At 42.4% G+C, this 17,847-nt stretch carries 12 protein-coding genes; all 12 read right to left on the bottom strand.

The annotated features are described in order from the left end of the window. Positions 1–13: 13 nt before the first annotated feature. Positions 14–292, bottom strand: a complete 279-nt coding sequence (locus tag BA79_RS03020) for a DUF503 domain-containing protein (protein WP_017359071.1) — start codon at positions 290–292, stop codon at positions 14–16. Continuing rightward, positions 289–2,409, bottom strand: coding sequence for a translation initiation factor IF-2 (gene infB / locus BA79_RS03015; RefSeq protein WP_007499526.1), 2,121 nt, complete (start codon positions 2,407–2,409; stop codon positions 289–291). The genes BA79_RS03020 and infB overlap by 4 nt, the downstream gene beginning before the upstream one ends. A 19-nt stretch (positions 2,410–2,428) precedes the next feature. Continuing rightward, entirely contained in the window at positions 2,429–2,731 is a 303-nt protein-coding gene (locus BA79_RS03010; protein WP_007499528.1) for a YlxQ family RNA-binding protein, read from the bottom strand. Continuing rightward, complete coding sequence (rnpM, locus tag BA79_RS03005; protein ID WP_008344742.1) at positions 2,724–3,008, bottom strand: RNase P modulator RnpM; 285 nt, start codon at positions 3,006–3,008, stop codon at positions 2,724–2,726. The genes BA79_RS03010 and rnpM overlap by 8 nt, the downstream gene beginning before the upstream one ends. Before the next feature lie 15 nt (positions 3,009–3,023). Further along, the gene (gene nusA, locus BA79_RS03000; protein ID WP_007499530.1) at positions 3,024–4,139 is read right to left on the bottom strand and encodes a transcription termination factor NusA; all 1,116 of its coding nucleotides are present in this window, start codon (positions 4,137–4,139) and stop codon (positions 3,024–3,026) included. A gap of 32 nt (positions 4,140–4,171) precedes the next feature. Next, the gene (rimP, locus tag BA79_RS02995; RefSeq protein ID WP_008344744.1) at positions 4,172–4,645 is read right to left on the bottom strand and encodes a ribosome maturation factor RimP; all 474 of its coding nucleotides are present in this window, start codon (positions 4,643–4,645) and stop codon (positions 4,172–4,174) included. A 241-nt stretch (positions 4,646–4,886) separates the two neighbouring features. Then, on the bottom strand, positions 4,887–6,017 hold the full coding sequence (locus tag BA79_RS02990; RefSeq protein ID WP_035700780.1) for a glycoside hydrolase 5 family protein: 1,131 nt from the start codon (positions 6,015–6,017) through the stop codon (positions 4,887–4,889). 20 nt (positions 6,018–6,037) lie between these two features. Beyond that, entirely contained in the window at positions 6,038–7,264 is a 1,227-nt protein-coding gene (locus BA79_RS02985; protein ID WP_035700777.1) for an endo-1,4-beta-xylanase, read from the bottom strand. Positions 7,265–7,343: 79 nt separating this feature from the next. After that, positions 7,344–9,452 (bottom strand): glycoside hydrolase family 48 protein, encoded by a 2,109-nt coding sequence (locus BA79_RS02980; RefSeq protein WP_035700774.1) that lies wholly within the window; start codon positions 9,450–9,452, stop codon positions 7,344–7,346. A 17-nt stretch (positions 9,453–9,469) separates the two neighbouring features. Next, complete coding sequence (locus BA79_RS02975; protein ID WP_035700771.1) at positions 9,470–11,320, bottom strand: glycoside hydrolase family 9 protein; 1,851 nt, start codon at positions 11,318–11,320, stop codon at positions 9,470–9,472. 418 nt (positions 11,321–11,738) lie between these two features. After that, positions 11,739–16,052 carry a PolC-type DNA polymerase III gene (locus tag BA79_RS02970; RefSeq protein ID WP_035700769.1) on the bottom strand — a complete coding sequence of 1,438 codons (4,314 nt, stop codon included), beginning with the start codon at positions 16,050–16,052 and terminating at the stop codon, positions 11,739–11,741. A 75-nt stretch (positions 16,053–16,127) separates the two neighbouring features. Continuing rightward, complete coding sequence (locus BA79_RS02965) at positions 16,128–17,825, bottom strand: proline--tRNA ligase (protein WP_017359077.1); 1,698 nt, start codon at positions 17,823–17,825, stop codon at positions 16,128–16,130. Positions 17,826–17,847: the final 22 nt, after the last annotated feature.

Here is a 17,847-nt window from a genome sequence, read left to right as displayed (position 1 = left end):
TTATCACCTCTAGTTAAAACCACTCAGTTTTCGTGATCGTTCGTTCAATTTCCGGAAAAGAATCAATAAAGCTTAACACACGCTGAAGTTCCTTTTCCACTTGAACCCGGGAGGAGGAAATGACGGCGATTCCGATCGAAGTACGCTGCCATGTATCCTGATAGTCCATTTCAGCAATGGTCACATTGAATTTATGGCGCGTTCTTGTCATGATACGCTGCAGAACCGCACGTTTTTCCTTCAGTGAGGATGCATCATAGATCATACACTCACACTCGGTATAACCGATCATTTTCTTTCGATTTCTTGCATAACGAATGATTCCATGACATCACCTTCACGGATATCATTGTATTTCTTAATGGTAATACCACATTCATAGCCTTGTGAAACTTCTTTCACATCGTCTTTGAATCGTTTTAATACGTCGACTTCACCTTCAAAGATGACGACGCCATCACGAATTAAGCGGATACCACTGTCTCTAGTAATGGTACCTTCAGTGACATAGCCACCAGCAATTGTACCGATTTTTGATACTTTGAACGTTTGACGAACTTCAACTTGACCGATGACTTTTTCTTCATATTCAGGGTCAAGCATCCCTTTCATTGCAGCTTCAATTTCATCGATGACTTTGTAGATGATGCGGTGTAAGCGAATATCTACGTTTTCTGTTTCAGCTGTGCTCTTCGCATTGCCATCAGGACGTACGTTAAATCCGATCACAATCGCATTAGAAGCACTTGCTAAAATGATATCAGATTCTGTAATCGCTCCAACACCCGTATGGATGATTTTCACTTTGACGCCTTCTACTTCAATTTTTTGAAGAGCTGCCGTCAGTGCTTCAGCAGAACCTTGTACGTCTGCTTTTACGATTAAGTTGATATCTTTTACATCACCTTGTTTGATTTGCTCAAATAGGTCATCGAGAGATAATTTCGCTTTGTCTGAACGCTGTTCATCAAGTTGTTTAGATGCACGCGCCTCACCGACTTGACGAGCTGTTTTTTCATCTTTGAATACGAGGAACTGATCCCCTGCATGCGGTACATCATTTAAACCAGTGATTTCAACAGGTGTAGATGGTCCTGCTGTTTTCACGCGGCGTCCGATGTCATTGACCATTGCACGTACACGGCCAAATGTATTTCCGACAACGATTGGGTCACCTACTTGAAGTGTACCAGTTTGAACGAGAAGGGTTGCAACAGAACCTCTTCCTTTATCAAGCTCAGCCTCGATCACAGTTCCTTTTGCCGCACGATTTGGGTTGGCTTTTAGTTCTGCTACTTCGCTGACAAGAAGGATCATTTCGATCAATTCGTCAATGCCTTCGCCTGTTTTTGCAGATAAAGGAACGAAAATGGTTTCGCCGCCCCAAGCCTCAGGTACAAGACCATGCTCAGTTAATTCCTGCATCACGCGGTCAGGGTTCGCTGTTGGTTTGTCAATTTTATTGACAGCCACAATGATTGGCACCTCTGCCGCTTTTGCGTGGTTGATCGCTTCAATCGTTTGCGGCATGACACCATCATCTGCTGCAACGACCAAGATCGTCGTATCTGTTACTTCAGCACCGCGTGCTCGCATCGTAGTGAAAGCTGCGTGTCCTGGTGTATCAAGGAACGTGATTTTCTTACCGTTTTCTTCAATTTGGTATGCACCAATATGCTGCGTAATTCCACCCGCTTCGCCTTCAACAACTTTCGTTTTCCGAATGCTGTCAAGAAGCGTTGTTTTCCCGTGGTCAACGTGTCCCATGATCGTTACGACTGGAGGGCGTACTTGCATATCTTCTTCTTTATCTTCAACTTCATACTTTTCAAGTTCAGTTTCTTCTAAAATGATGACTTCTTCTACTGGAACACCATATTCAGAAGCAATTAATTCGACTGTATCTTTATCGAGCTCTTGGTTGATCGTAGCCATGACACCAAGCATCATCAGTTTTTTGATGATTTCAGCAGTTTCTTTGCCAAGCTCGTCAGCAAGCTGGCCGACTGTCATTGAATTTGTAAATTCAATTTTTTCAGGAAGCTCTTTTTTCGGCTTCACAGGTCTTGCTTGCTGATGCTGCGCCTTGTTGTTGCCGCCGCGTTTATTTTTGTTTTTGTTTTGGTTGTTGTTTTTTTTGTTTTTATTAAATTGATTATTCTGCACGTCATTCTTCTTTCTATCATTGTTTTTGTTAGATGATTGTTTTTTTTGTTCTGCGGGTTTCTCGTTAGCTGTCTCTTTTGCTTTGGCTTTTTTATAGATAGCGTCTAGCTTTTTCACAGTGTCGTCTTCAAGCGTCGCCATGTGGTTGTTCACTTCCACGTTCATATCCTTAAGCGCTGCTATAATATCTTTACTTGAAACATCTATGGCTTTTGCGTATTCATATACTCTCACTTTAGCCATTCGTTCACCCCCAAATAAATTAATCGAGCAAGCTTATGAGCTTCTTAGCGAAGCCTTGGTCAGTGACAGCGACAACTACGCGAGCTTCCTTCCCTATAGAACGTCCGAGAACGGAACGGTCTTCAACTTTTCTAACCGGAACATTGTAAAATTTGCATTTGTCAGATACCTTTTTCTCTGTGTTGGATGAGGCATCTGCTGCAAGAAGAACCAGCTTAGCACGCGCATGTCTAATTTCTTTGATCACCAGATCTTCTCCTGACACGACTTTACGAGCTCGATTTGCTAGACCAAGCAAAGGATACCATTCAGATTCAGTCATTCGGTTTTTTCACCTTTTCAGCTAGTTCTAGTAATTCTTCAAAAATGTGTTCGTCAATCTGTGTCTGAAATTGCTGCTGTAAACTACGTTTGTTCTTCGCCGCAAGAATGGTTTCTTTATCGAGAGAAAGGTAAGCGCCGCGCCCGTTCATTTTTCCGGTTGCGTCAACAGACACTTCACCTTCTTTTGAACGAACTACGCGAATCAGTTCTTTCTTTGGTTTCATTTCTCCCGTCACGACGCATTTTCTAAGCGGGATTTTTTTTCGGCTTTTCACCTTTTATATCACCTCTTATTCGTCAGATTCCTCAGCTACTGGTTCAGCCTCTAAGAAAAGAGATTCAGAGTCTTCAGTTCTTGGGAAAATACCGAGTTCTCTTGCATCTGTTTCGCTTTTAATGTCAATCTTCCAGCTCGTTAATTTTGCTGCAAGACGCGCATTTTGACCTCTTTTACCAATGGCTAATGACAGCTGATAATCAGGGACAATGACAGTTGTCGCCTTATCTTCTTCATTTACAATGACATCAAGAACTTTTGATGGACTTAACGCATTGGCAACAAATTCAACCGGGTCATTCGACCAATGAACAATGTCAATTTTTTCGCCTTTCAGCTCATTGACAATTGCTTGTACACGCTGACCTTTAGGTCCTACACAAGAACCAACTGGATCAACATCAGGATCATCTGTACGAACAGATATTTTAGAACGGTCCCCTGCTTCTCTAGCGACAGATTTAAGCTCTACAGTACCATCATAAATTTCTGGCACTTCGATTTCAAATAAACGCTTTAAAAGACCTGGGTGTGTTCTTGATACATAAATTTGTGGTCCTTTTGTTGTTTTTTCTACTTTCGTAATGAACACTTTAATGCGGTCATGTGGTTTGTAGTCCTCATTTGGCATTTGTTCATTGACCGGAAGAAGGGCTTCGATTTTGCCAAGTGACACGTAAATGAATTTACTGTCAATTCGCTGAACGATTCCCGTCATGATGTCTTCCTCACGATCGATAAACTCAGTGTAAATCACACCTCGCTCTGCTTCTCTCACTCGCTGCGTCACGACTTGTTTCGCTGTCTGAGCTGCAATGCGTCCGAAATCTTTTGGTGTGACTTCAATTTCAACCACGTCACCAACCATGTAATTCGGGTTGATATTTGCTGCATCATCTACAGAGATTTCAAGGCGAGAATCATACACTTCATCTACAACATCTTTTCTTGCGAATACGCGAATCGTTCCCGTTTCACGGTTTAAATCAACACGCACATTTTGTGCTTGATTAAAATTACGCTTGTATGCAGAAATGAGTGCAGCTTCTATCGCTTCAATAATAATTTCTTTACTAATGCCCTTCTCTTTCTCAAGAACAGTCAGGGCATCTAACAACTCACTACTCATTTTTATGGTTCCCCCTTATATCAATGAAAAGGTTAATTGAACGAAACTGCTAATCTTGCGTTAGCGATTTTTTCGTATGGAATATTGATCTCTTTCTTTCTTGTCTTGATCTTCACTGTCACTGTTGCAATCTCACCATCAAAGCTTGTAAGCTCACCTTCAAATGCCTTTTCACCATCAATTGGTTCGTATGTTTTCATGAAAACATTTTTTCCAAGTGCTTTTTCAAAATCAGCTTTTTTCTTTAATGGGCGCTCCGCTCCAGGAGAGGACACTTCAAGAAAGTAGTTTTGGCTAATTGGATCTGCCTCATCAAGCTTTTCGCTCAAGGCTTCGCTCACTTTGGCACACTCCTCGATATCGACGCCTTTATCAGAGTCAATAAATACGCGAAGGAACCAGTTTTGACCCTCTTTGACAAATTCAACATCAACGAGTTCAAGCTGTAAGCCATCTAAAATTGGCTGCACCATGTCGCTTACGATATCCACTACTTTTTTGCTCATTCTCTTCCTCCTTGTGCTTTCGATAAACGCTCTTATCAATCATTCTGCATAAAAACCCTGCTTTATTGTGAGCAGGGGGAGCAGAAAACGGATGAATAATGTCGAGACAAAAATTGCCTGTTCAATACAAAAGAGCGGGTTTCCCCACTCTTGTCTCGGTAATCGTTAGCATTTCCATAAAAACTATACCATATCCAATTTTTTTATGCAAATGAAGTTCCTTATAAACAGGCATTCTTCATCAGTTCTTTTCATTCATTCTTTTGGCGTGTTCACGAATAATTCCTGCCTCCCGGCTCTCCTTTAAAACTCGAAAACCATCATAATCCGGGTAGAGGGAATCATCGTCTTGAATGCTTGTTAAAATCCAAAATTGGCTACCTGCGCCTCCGAGCTGTTCAATTGTCTTCAGCCAGCTATCATATACATCAGGACGGGCTGCTTGATTTTGATAGCCAAACTCTTCTAATACAACAGGTTTTCCGATTGCGTTTCCTCGGGTGATATGATCTTTGATCCATTTCACTCCCCATGCAGCAGACTGATTCCAGTGATCCGGGTATAAATGATAGGTTCCATAATCAATATGAGGGAGAGCAGTCAAACGATCCCAATCAACACCTTCTCCTCCACTGTAAAACCAATCATCATGACCTGTCATGCGAAAGAACCCTTCGTCTCCTACAGCAACAAGATGATTCGAGTCAATTGATTTGATCCATGCACTCATTTCATCTGCCCAGTTTACTAGTATATCTCCCGAAGGGTCTGACTGAGCGCGCGGCTCATTGGCGAGCTCCCATGTCATAATAGCAGGATCATCTTTATATTGAACACCTGAGTACGTATTGGTTCTCTCTAATACATAGCGCACATAGTTTTTGTAAGCTGTTTTAATCCGAGGATCTGTATAAAAGTGATCATGTGATCCTGCCTGAAACCACTTCACATATTGATTCATCCCGCCAAAGTCATCCCAATTGTTCACGAATGGGATGACCAGCTTGATTCCTTCCTGCCCTGCTTTATAAATCGCATAGTCTAGTTTTTGAAAACCGGATTCTTCATAAACACCTGGACGAGATTGTAAGACTGAGTTTTCTTGAGGGGTACCATCGTGAAATCCCCAAATACGAATAACCTTTAAATCCATTGCCTTCATATCGTCAAAAACAGCATCTACCATCTTTTTTGATTTGTAATGAAAATAATAATTATTTGTGCCAGCAAAGTAAAATGGGTGGTTGTTCAATACAAAATGTGTACCAGATGTTTGCACATAGGAGGAGGCCTTTACGGTCAGAGTGAACCAACCCGCCCATAAAGTGATCAGCAGCATAAAACAAGCCACCCGTTGAACCCATTTTTTCATTCCATTCTCATCACAATCCCTTATTCTACTGGTACGATGATATCTAGTTGCAGCGGTGTTTGTTTAGTTGAATCAAGTTCAATCGTCTGCTGCTGCAACATTTTACTTACTTCACCAATTCGAACCTCATACGTCCCGTGAAACGCTGGACATGTCACTTGGCCATTCGCATCTGTTTTTTCCACTCTTTGTGTCGTCCATTCCTGTAGTAGCTTTTCATAACGCCTGCCTGCTTCATTTAACGACCAATCATGATTCACGATGGCTGCGTGCTCACCTCTCCAATGAGCACCCGCCCAAAATCCCCACATCAGCACACCTTTTACAGCTGGATGACTAAAGGCTACCCGATATAAAGCTTCTAAGTTATCCGCTCGTCTATTGGCATCCGGATGAACAGAGTCATACTCTGTCACCCATATCGGTAGACCAAGCTCAGCAAGCACATCTAGTCTTTGTTTTACAACGACTGGATCCACTCGATCTTCAAAGTGACCTTGAACTCCAATAGCCTCAACTGGTGCCCCCAACTGACGAAGTTCATTGATATGTGCTTTATATGCATGATGTTCGCCGTATGAGATTACATTATAATCATTGACAAACAACAAGGCTTGAGGGTCAATTTTCTTCGTTTCTTCATACATCCATTTCCAAATCTGTTTCCCAAACCGGTCTTTAAAAAATGAACCATGCATCATTTCGTTGTTTACATCCCAATGACGGAATTTTCCTTTAAAATGATTCCCTGCATGTTCAAGCCGCCTTTTCATAGCTTCATATACTTCATGATTCGGTAATGATTTCAGCCAGTTTGGATTGGCATCCTCTACCTCCCAAAATAAGGCGTGCCCCCTCACTGGAATTTGGTGTCTATTGGCAAAATTCAGCATGGCATCTGCTTTTTCGTAGGTTATTTTCCCTCGTTCAGGCTCATTTGCATACCATTTTGCCTCATTTTCAAACACAGCCCAATTAAAATGTTGAACAAAAAAATCAGCATACGTTTGATTGAATAGTACTTGGTCATTCATTGCTGAACCAAATGCAAATTCATGTCTGATTTGTTTTATTTCAACCTCTATTCCGGCTAAAGGTTTTTTTTCTTTATCGATGACGTTTATGACAAGCTCTCTTTGTCTATGTTGTAAGATTCGATCATTTGCTTCTTTTCTCCAGCTTTGATTTTCTTGTTCCTGTGATCCGCCATTCGATGAATGATTCATAAATTCTTTCTTATTAACCATGATGACATCACCTTTGCTTTCACTTCATTTATCTCATGAGAAGACCGCCGACTAAAAAAGCCGGCAGCTGCACTAAGTTCTATTCGTTTATGAGACGATGGTATTCTGCATAAGCCGTAGCCATATCAACTTGCGACCAGAAACGGTGATAGGTGAAACTTGGCGCTCCGTTTTCCCATTTGCCTGTTGCTTCATTAAAAGATGCTTGATATTTACTCTCCAGTGCTGACCAAGCTGGGTCTTGCTTGATTTTCGGACGAAGATCTGCAAAGCTCGTATACACTCCGTTACCTCCTCGCTGCGGGTCAGAAGGAGTGGTGCTGGAACCAGGGATCTGATTTCCTTGACCAAATGTTCCGTTCCAGCCATTAGGGAAGTACACTTCTTTTTTAAAGAAACGGTGGTAGTCTTCTCTGTCTTCCTCTGTCACAATCCCTACACCATCATTGTAATTCCAAGCAACCTCAAGGAGCTGTGCCGCTGTCTCTTTTGCTCTTATGCCAAGCGCTGTGTAGTTTCCTGTCTCTTTCTGTGTTGCAGCAGCAAAGAATGTGAGTGCTTTGATTAGACTGCCCAGTACACCAGTATCTTGAGTAGGATCTTTTGTAACTGCCGTTAAATTTGGATTACCTGTTGCAGATTGGAACCCGCTCCAAGTGTCAGGCTGGCCGCTCCATTCTATATTCCCAGGAATCCAAAACTCTCCAGGTGCACTCGTCGTAGCAACAGCAACATTTGTCCCCCCTAGAATTCTTTGACCCTGACCATCTAAAAAATATCCATCTTGATCCGACACAGGACGAGTGCCAATAAAAATATAATCTAGTGAATAGTTGACCCATTTTGTGATGACAGATTTGGCCATTTGGAAATTTTCAGATGTTTTGTCGCCATCTTTTGCAAAGATATAATAAAGCTCTGCTACACGCTCAATCGGCCATGCTTGCATTCCAAACCAGTTATTGGACGGAGGATCATGGTAAACAGGCGCATCTTCATAAGCCATATCATAAAATGTGCTTCTTCCTGCTGGATAAGCGCTATAGTCTCCATTCCAGCTGTTGGTAGCACCTCCTGCAATCGCTCCCTCTTTTGATTGAAGCCAGACGTAAAATTCAAGCTGTCTCTTTAACGTCTTTTCCCAATCACTTGCACCAGTTGGTGACGATGGCTTTAAGCCTCCCTTATCTGAGGATAAAGCGTAGGCAGCGACTGGGTTTTGATACCCTTGATGACAATGGCTCGCTCCGATACGCCATGACCAATTCGCATATTCTCCAAGTCCCCCGCCCCAAGAGGTGTACCACGCCATTAAGTGATGACATGCACTTTTTCCATTTCCAGGATACGGATTACCTTGCTTGCCGCTTCCAATTGTTTGAAAATATTTATCGTACATTCCGTAACGAAGGAAATCACCCATCTTTTTCGCTTTATCAAGATAGACTGACCCATTATAGCCAAGTTCCTTTGCCCAATACATCGCCTGTATTGCACGCGCATCAGCGTCCGTCGCATTTGTGTAGCGCCACTGGGCGGCTGGCGCTTGATTTTCTTTTGTGAACAAGCTCATGAAACCTTCATTGGGCTTTCCGGCCGTTTTATCATCTTGTGATGGATGAGGGATGGCCTCCCATACGGATTCTTGCGGACCCCGCTGGAATGTGTTTACATATGCGGCTATATGTGATGGGTTGAGCAAATTCCCATATTCATACCAGTTGTCTACATCAAGAAGCCAGTGCATTAAATACGTTTCATTCGTTCCGTAAGTTGACCTCAGTTCATGATCAATTGGATCTTGACCAGCAGGGCGAGCACCCGTCAACTGGCTCGGATATTGATCTGGATATGGTTTTTCTGAAGCGTATGTGGCTGGGCTAGATGGATTGTAAGAGCTCATATGCGGCTGTTCGTCATGTCCATCTTCGTTTACTGGAATGATAAACTTCTCCATATTATCCCAAGCAGCTTCTAGTTTGCTCCAATCGCCTGTGTAATGCCCATACAATACTTCAAGCCATAACCAGTAGCTGTAAGCTTCTGAAGTTGTCATATGCCCGTAATCAGGCGCCTCGCAAATGAGTGTCTCAACGGAATGATACGGAATGCCTTCTTTTGAAAAATATCCATTCGCATCGTTTTTCATTTGATGATAAAGCGCTAAAAACCGTTCTTTATTTGTCATGTCCTCACCCTTTATATTTATTTATTCGGAAGCGTACCAAATGCTAAAATACCTTGATCAAAAACAGGAATTCTCGCTGTTTTTTGCATATTGGATGTTAATCCTTGAAAGGAATAATCATTTGAGGCATCCCATATATTCGCACCATTTGGCGCAGATAACCGGAACTGTATTTCCTTCTTATGAAGCGATTCGCCTCCTGGAAAAATAGCTACGCCAGTAAAATCGATTTCTGTAAAATAGATATGGGATGATGCGTCATACACCGTTAACGGAGATAAGGAAGCGCCTTCATTGTAGACAGCTGTCACTTGAATATCTTTATCAGTGAATCCCTTCGCAAATATCTCGCTTAGATTGACATAATATCTAAAAGAAAGTGATTGACTACTTCTTGCCGGCCAGCCTGATCGATTGTATAGAATGGCTTTGATCTGAGTAGATGTTGTATCGTTACTCATGACAGCTGCCTCTACAAAAAACTCATCTTCCACTTTTTCTTTAGGCGGAAAATTCGGCAGCTTTGACTGCCCCTGACCAAACAGCTGCACCATTTTGGCTACATTTCCAGTAAAGGCGGCATTATAGTCTGTTGCTACCTCGTTTGATACATAGTCAGAGATGTCATCGGTATACTGATCCTGTGCATTAGGCCCCCCAACAAGCGCTCCATAAAGCGTGTGCCGATGAGAAGAAGGAGTTGTCAGCTGATTAGACCATGAGCCATGTGCAGTTCGATGGTGTGGATGCATCGGCGGATTTTTGCCAAATCCAACGACATAGCTTCTATTTTGCGGATTATCCCCTAACATATAGTGTGTTTGCCTGATCGCAAACGTTTGGTATCGATTCTTTTTTTCTTGATCAGAGACCCAATCTGCGTACACAAACGCTAAAAATGCAGCATTTGCTGTATAACGAAGTGAGCCCCATTGATCTAACCACGCTAGTCCGCCAGGCGTATAAGTGATTCTTTCTACTTTTCCATTTTGAACAAAACCCGTCGACCAGTAATCGAGATTACGCTCTGTCGATTCGATAAACCTTTTCTCCTTTGTGATTCTCGCAAGTAAAATTTGCGAAGCAAAAAAGGTATTGTCCCACGACATCGTAAACGTATAATCCCAATCCTTCGGCCATTCTTCTACTGCTTTTAGTGCTTTGTTTAAATAGGTCTGGTCATTTGTCGCCAAGTACAACCATATTCCACCCCAAATGAGCTCATCAATATAGCCGCTCCAGGAGTTATAAAATGGCTGCGCATTGGTGACACAATCTGTATACTCACCGCGATATTGGTCAGCAAATGCATAAAGCTGCTTTGCATGGGTGAGAAGTTTTGCTGCATATGGCGCGTCTGTTTCTTTAAAAATAATTGAACCCGCTGCTAAAGCGGCTGCGGTTTGGGCGGCTACTTCTGTTCCTGGACAATGTTCATCAATTTTAAATGCAGGCCGGTTCATCGGCATCACTTCTGCTGGCCCCCACCAGCCATGATCAGCGTTCCCATCGCCTACTTGCGCCCAAAATTCATTTGGACCTGTATGGGCTTTCAAAAAATAATCGGTTGCCCACTTGATTTGATCTAACATATCATCAAGCAGCTCTGCCTCTTCGTAAGCTTCTCGGTACTCATAGACTGTCCATGCAAGCACGGCTGCCGAGTAAGCCATCGGAAGCCCGAACTTCACATGATCACCAGCATCGTACCAGCCGCCTGTTAAATCATGACCAACATCTTTCCCATCCTCTAGTCCAGAATCCCCTCGCCAGTTAAGACGATTGCTTTCAGGAAGCTTTCCGGAACGCTGGGCTTCGTAAAACAAAATAGATTTTTGAAGCACCTCTACATAGTTGTAATCTGACATGTACCTACTTCTCACCCCTTCTTTTTTCTTAAACGTGAAACATTGAACAAGAAATGACCACCTCCTTGTCATTCCGTTCGTGTTTTGTACAGTGTTGAAAAGAATCAAGCGTGTTTCAAAAATGTGCATAGTAAACAGCCATCAGCTTGACGCTCACCGAGGGTTTTCTCCTGATTCTTCATGTGACTGTACCCAAAATGATCATATGTCGTATGAGAACATTTCAGACGGCTAAATTCTCTTTTTTGCTCTATTTGGGTAGAAAGAATGACATACGATCTCTTCTCTCAAAACACGACGTTAAATCAAGATATATGAACCAACAAGAAAATAATTCCAGTTAAAATATTTAGTTAACATAATAATATTATTGTATATATAAAAAGAACGCCCTTTAAGGGCGCTCTTCTTTTTCAAATTAGAACAAAGAAAGCTGGTTTTGATCAGGAAGTGCTTCTAAGCAGCCTTGACGATCCAAATACTCAAGGATGGTCTTAGACACTTTTCCTCGTTTTTGTAAATCTTCTTTTGAAAGGAATTCACCATCTTGGCGTGCGCGTACAATATTTAACGCAACGTTTGTTCCGAGTCCAGGGATGGAGTTGAATGGCGGGATTAGCCCGTCTCCATCAATGATAAACTCAGTGGCACTTGATCGGTATAGGTCTACTTTTTTAAAGTGATAGCCTCTTTCACACATTTCAAGTGCAAGCTCTAGTACAGTTAATAGGTTCTTCTCTTTCGGTGATGCATCAAGACCTTTTGAGTTAATATCGTCCATGACCGCTCGAATCGCATTCGATCCTTTTGTCATCGTTTCGATATCAAAATCATCAGCACGAACGGTAAAATAAGCCGCATAGTACAGAAGTGCATGGTGCACCTTGAAATAAGCAATCCGAACAGCCATTAATACATAAGCAGCCGCGTGGGCTTTAGGGAACATGTATTTAATCTTTTTACAAGAATCAATGTACCAGTTCGGTACGTTATTATTCTTCATTTCTTCTTCCCATTCAGGAGGAAGTCCCTTCCCTTTACGAACAGATTCCATGATTTTAAAGGCAAGTGACGGCTCTAAACCTTGATAAATCAGATAGACCATAATATCATCACGACAGCCAATCACTTCGCTTAGTTCACACGTTTTATTATGAATCAACTCTTGGGCGTTGCCGAGCCATACATCTGTACCGTGAGATAGACCAGAGATCTGAACAAGTTCCGAGAAGGTGGTCGGTTTTGTATCTTCAAGCATCTGACGAACAAACCTTGTGCCAAACTCTGGGATCCCAAGTGTTCCCGTTTTACATCCAATTTGTTCTTCTGTGACACCGAGAGATTCCGTTCCTTGGAAGATTTTCATGACCTCAGGATCATCTGTCGGAATCGTTTTTGGATCAATTCCGCTCAAGTCCTGAAGCATCCGAATGACCGTTGGATCATCGTGTCCAAGAATATCTAGTTTCAGCAAGTTATCATGGATTGAATGGAAATCAAAATGTGTCGTTTTCCAATCAGAACCTGTCGCATCTGCTGGATATTGAATTGGTGAGAAATCGTAAATGTCCATATAATCCGGCACGACGATAATACCGCCTGGATGTTGGCCCGTTGTCCGTTTGACGCCCGTACAGCCCTGTACGAGCCGGTCAATTTCAGCACCTCTCATATGAAGGTTATGATCTCCTGCGTAGCCTTTCACATAACCATATGCCGTTTTTTCTGCAACGGTACCGATTGTACCTGCGCGGTATACATACTCTTCACCAAACAGCTCTTTCGTATAGTTATGGGCAATCGGCTGATATTCTCCTGAGAAGTTTAAGTCGATATCGGGCACTTTATCTCCTTTAAAACCTAAGAACGTTTCAAACGGAATATCGTGTCCGTCTTTTTTATACGGTGTGCCGCATTCAGGACAGTCTTTATCAGGAAGGTCAAATCCTGAGCCAACCGATCCATCATTAAAGAACTCAGAGTGCTTGCAACTTGGACATACATAGTGCGGCGCAAGCGGGTTCACTTCTGTAATCTCTGTTAATGTCGCAACGAGAGATGAACCAACTGATCCCCTTGAACCAACTAGATATCCATCATCAAGTGATTTCTTAACAAGCTTATGAGAAATTAAATAAATAACAGCGAAACCGTGACCAATAATACTCTTTAATTCTTTCTCAATCCGGTCTTCTACAATTTTCGGTAAATCGTCACCGTAGATGCTGCGAGCCATGTTATAGCTCATTTCCCGAATTTCTTCATCTGCACCTTCAATTTTTGGTGTATAAAGATCGTCTTTGATTGGTTTGATACTTTCGACCATCTCAGATACTTTTTGCGTATTCGTCACGACAATCTCTTTCGCCTTCTCGTCTCCAAGAAAAGAGAAGGCTTCTAGCATTTCATCAGTTGTTCTAAAATGAACTTTTGGCAGTTCATGACGATTGAGTGGATTCGCCCCGCCTTGTGATGAAATTAAGATTTTGCGATAAATTTTGTCTTCTGGATGCAGGTAGTGCACATTTCCAGTCGCCACGACTGGTTTATTCAGTTTTTCACCAAGTTTTACAATGTTTGTGATGATCTCTTTTAATGCACGTTCATCCCGAACAAGCTCCAACTGGAGTAAATGCTGATACACTTCTGGCGGATGAACTTCTAAATAGTCGTAAAATGCGGCAATGTCTTCTACCTCATCAGGTGACTTCTGCATCATTCCTTCAAACACTTCACCCTTATCACAAGCAGACCCAACAATTAAACCTTCTCGATATTTCTCAAGCTGTGAGCGAGGGATGCGCGGCACGCGGTAGAAATAATGAATATGAGAAAGTGAAACAAGCTTAAATAAATTCTTTAGACCCGTCTCATTTTGTGCAATCACGGTTGCATGGTAAGGACGTGAGCGCTGATACGCATTGGACTGCCCCATGTTTTCATTCAATTGATCGTGGTAGGCAATCTCTTTTTCAGCCGCATCTTTTAGCATCTTCAGCATGAGGTAACCAGTTGCTTCTGCATCATAAATCGCCCGGTGATGCTGCGTGAGTTCAATATCGAACTTTTTACACAGCGTGTTCAGCCGGTGATTTTTAAATTCTGGATAAAGGAATCGGCCGAGTTCTAGTGTATCAATGACAGGGTTTGACGCTTTATCTGTTTTTAACAGTCGCTTATATGCTGCATTTAAAAAGCCCATATCAAAGCTCGCATTGTGAGCAACAAGGATATCTTGTCCAATCCACTCTTTGAAATCCCGAACAACATCGACCACATCTGGTGCATCTCTCACCATATCATCCGTGATACCGGTTAGTTCAATGGTTGTGGCTGATAACGGATGATGAGGGTTTGCAAATGCCTCAAAGCGGTCAATGATTTCCCCGCCTTTGATTTTCACGGCTGCAAGCTCAATGATCGTATCATACACAGCAGAGAGTCCCGTTGTCTCAACATCAAATACGACAAACGTCGCATCTTCTAACAAGCGGTGCTCTGGATTATACGCAATCGGTACTCCGTCATCGACTAAATTGATTTCCACCCCGTACATCATTTTGATGCCATGCTTTTTACTTGCTGCATACGCATCTGGAAAGGATTGTACAACGGCGTGATCTGTCAGGGCAATGGCCTCATGCCCCCATTTTTTTGCTTGTTCAACAAGTTTACCGATGCCAGTGACAGCATCCATCTGGCTCATTGGCGAATGCAAATGAAGCTCAACACGCTTTTCTCCCTCTGGTGCAGTATCTTCTTTCAGCTGAGGTTTCATTTCATTGACGTCATTTGCGATCATGACAAGATCTCTCACAAACGTATCGTTTTGAATGCTTCCTCTTGCTTTGACCCACATCCCTTTTTTCAAGGATTTCATGAGCTGAGCATCTTCTTTTTCTCTCGCAAACATTTTGATCAAAATACTATTCGTATAATCGGTAATTTTAAAGATACAAAGGGTTCTGCCGCTTTTTAGTTCGCGCGTTTCTGCATCGAACACATACCCTTGGACGGTGATTCGTCTTTCTTCGTCCATAATACTATCAAGCGTACGTATTTCTTCATTGTCTTTGATTTGATAGCCAATCATCAGTGGGCCAGAAGGAGCTTCCTCTTGATCCTCACTTTCCTTCTTCTCCATCTCAACAAGGGCTTGCATGGCTCTTTCTTGATCTTCAGCAAGTTTTTGTTCTCTGAACTTCTGAATCTCTTGATCTGATACAAAAATTTCTGTATCAAATTGAAGTTCTGGAAAACCAACTTGTTTAAATGCAGCCTGAAGCATTGGGCTATATTTCTTCTTGATGGCCAGAGCCTCAGTTTCGCTTTTTGTTTTGATGATGATCTTATGTCCAGACAGCGCTGGTTTTTGCTGTTGAAGCAAGCTGATGATTGGGGGAGAAATCCCTTGAAGCTCCTCCACACAATGGGACCAATACGATTGAACGAGCTCTTCAGATATGTGCGGATCATTGACTTCAATCGTACAAGTGACTTGTGCGATATGAGAAAATGCATTTGTCAGCCTGCTTAAAAACATTGCATATACTTGGTAAGGCAAAAGCGCCTTAAATTTAAAATGGAAATGCCATGTTTTTGCCGCCTTATGCACCGTCAATTTGACGATCTCACCTTCTTCAAAGTAACGACTGAGGTCATCATCTGTCATTTGAATCTGATTGAGTAATATATGAAATTGCCGCCGGGTAATCGGTAATTGTTCATCCAAGACAGGACCCTCCTTTTGTAAATCAGAAAGGTACCTCTTTTTTGCAGGAGGTACCTTCATTTTTTTGTTCGTTTTTTATGCTTGGCGTATAAATGAAATCAGTTCATCAACAGATACTTCGTGTGATTCACCTGATTTTCTGAATTTCACTTCGACAATACCTTCTTCTGAACGTTTCCCGCAGCTAATGCGAATTGGCAGTCCAATTAAGTCACTGTCGGCAAATTTGACGCCTGCACGCTCTTGGCGGTCATCGAAAAGGACTTCATAGCCCTCTTCCTGTAAACGCTCATACAGCGTTTCAGCCAGTTCCTTTTGTGCATCGTTTTTCATATTTAAGGCAAGTAGATGAAGATCATATGGCGCAACTGTTTCTGGCCAGATAATCCCCTTGTCATCATGATGTTGTTCAACAATCGCAGAAAGGGTTCTAGAAATTCCGATGCCATAGCAGCCCATGATCATTGGCTGCGCACGTCCATTTTCATCGAGGTATGTTGCATCCATTGCCTCTGAATAACGCGTGCCTAGCTTAAAGACTTGTCCTACTTCAATTCCTTTTGCGAACTGGATCGTGCCTTCTCCATCTGGAGAAACGTCCCCTTCTTGAATCAAGCGAAGATCTGTATATTCCTTCACTGACAGATCACGAGCAGGATTAACATTGACATAGTGATAATCCGATTCATTTGCACCTGCAACTGCATTTGTCATTCCTTTTACAGCGTGGTCTGCATAAATCGTTACTTCCGCTTCAAGCTTCACTGGTCCAACAAATCCTGGTTCTGTTCCAATCACGTCTAGTACTTCCTCACGTGAAGCAAGCTCTACAAGCTGTGCTCCAACTAAGTTTTTCACTTTTACATCATTTACTTCATGATCGCCTCTTGTCAGGACAAGTACATACGCATCGTCCGCTTTAAACAAGACAGATTTGATACATGTAGAAGGAGCCACTTCTAAGAATGCCGCAACATCTTGTATCGTCTTCACCTGAGGCGTGTGTACTTTCTCGAGTTCTTTGAAGTCCGCAGGGTTTGCTTCTTCTCCGTGATACACAGCCTCAGCCATTTCAATGTTCGCAGCGTAGGAAGATGTGTCAGAGTATGCGATTGTATCTTCTCCTACTTCTGAAAGTGCCATAAACTCATGTGTATCTTTTCCTCCCATTGCCCCAGAATCGGCAATGACGGGTCTAAAGTTAAGACCTACTTTTGAAAAGACATTCGAGTAAGCTGTAAACATTTTGTTGTATGTGTCATCAAGGCTCTCTGGTGAAGAGTGGAATGAATAGGCGTCCTTCATAATAAATTCACGTCCGCGCAATAACCCAAAGCGAGGTCTTTGTTCATCACGGAATTTAGATTGGATTTGATACAGTGTCAAAGGAAGCTTTTTATACGATTTGACTTCACTGCGTACGAGTGATGTGATCACTTCTTCGTGTGTTGGGCCAAGTGCAAACTCGCGGCCGTGACGATCTTTCATACGCATGAGTTCTGGACCGTATGTATACCATCTTCCTGACTCTTGCCACATTTCTGCTTGCTGCAGCACTGGCATTAACAGCTCAGCTGCTCCCGCCTTTTCCATTTCCTTGCGAACAATGGCTTGAATGTGCTGAATCACTTTATGTGCTAGCGGCAAATAATGATAGATACCGCTCGTGTTTTGTCTAATAAATCCAGCTCTTACTAATAGCTGATGACTTTTTGCCTCAGCATCTGCCGGCACCTCTCGAAGAGTTGGAATGAAAGTCAGGGATTGTCTCATGTCGTTACACCTCATTTAAGAA

It is taken from the genome of Bacillus altitudinis 41KF2b (assembly GCF_000691145.1).
Lineage (GTDB): Bacteria > Bacillota > Bacilli > Bacillales > Bacillaceae > Bacillus > Bacillus altitudinis.
Note: the sequence above shows the minus strand (reverse complement) of the source record. Positions and strands in the feature narration are given on the sequence as shown.

Bases quoted from the DNA above. Each gene is read 5' to 3' on its own strand.
- BA79_RS03010 (WP_007499528.1), bottom strand. From the start codon at position 2,731: ATGACTGAATCTGAATGGTATCCTTTGCTTGGTCTAGCAAATCGAGCT.
- nusA (WP_007499530.1), bottom strand. From the start codon at position 4,139: ATGAGTAGTGAGTTGTTAGATGCCCTGACTGTTCTTGAGAAAGAGAAG.
- BA79_RS02975 (WP_035700771.1), bottom strand. From the start codon at position 11,320: ATGTCAGATTACAACTATGTAGAGGTGCTTCAAAAATCTATTTTGTTT.
- rimP (WP_008344744.1), bottom strand. From the start codon at position 4,645: ATGAGCAAAAAAGTAGTGGATATCGTAAGCGACATGGTGCAGCCAATT.
- BA79_RS02965 (WP_017359077.1), bottom strand. From the start codon at position 17,825: ATGAGACAATCCCTGACTTTCATTCCAACTCTTCGAGAGGTGCCGGCA.
- BA79_RS02980 (WP_035700774.1), bottom strand. From the start codon at position 9,452: ATGACAAATAAAGAACGGTTTTTAGCGCTTTATCATCAAATGAAAAAC.
- BA79_RS02985 (WP_035700777.1), bottom strand. From the start codon at position 7,264: ATGGTTAATAAGAAAGAATTTATGAATCATTCATCGAATGGCGGATCA.
- BA79_RS03020 (WP_017359071.1), bottom strand. From the start codon at position 292: ATGATCGGTTATACCGAGTGTGAGTGTATGATCTATGATGCATCCTCA.
- BA79_RS02990 (WP_035700780.1), bottom strand. From the start codon at position 6,017: ATGAAAAAATGGGTTCAACGGGTGGCTTGTTTTATGCTGCTGATCACT.
- infB (WP_007499526.1), bottom strand. From the start codon at position 2,409: ATGGCTAAAGTGAGAGTATATGAATACGCAAAAGCCATAGATGTTTCA.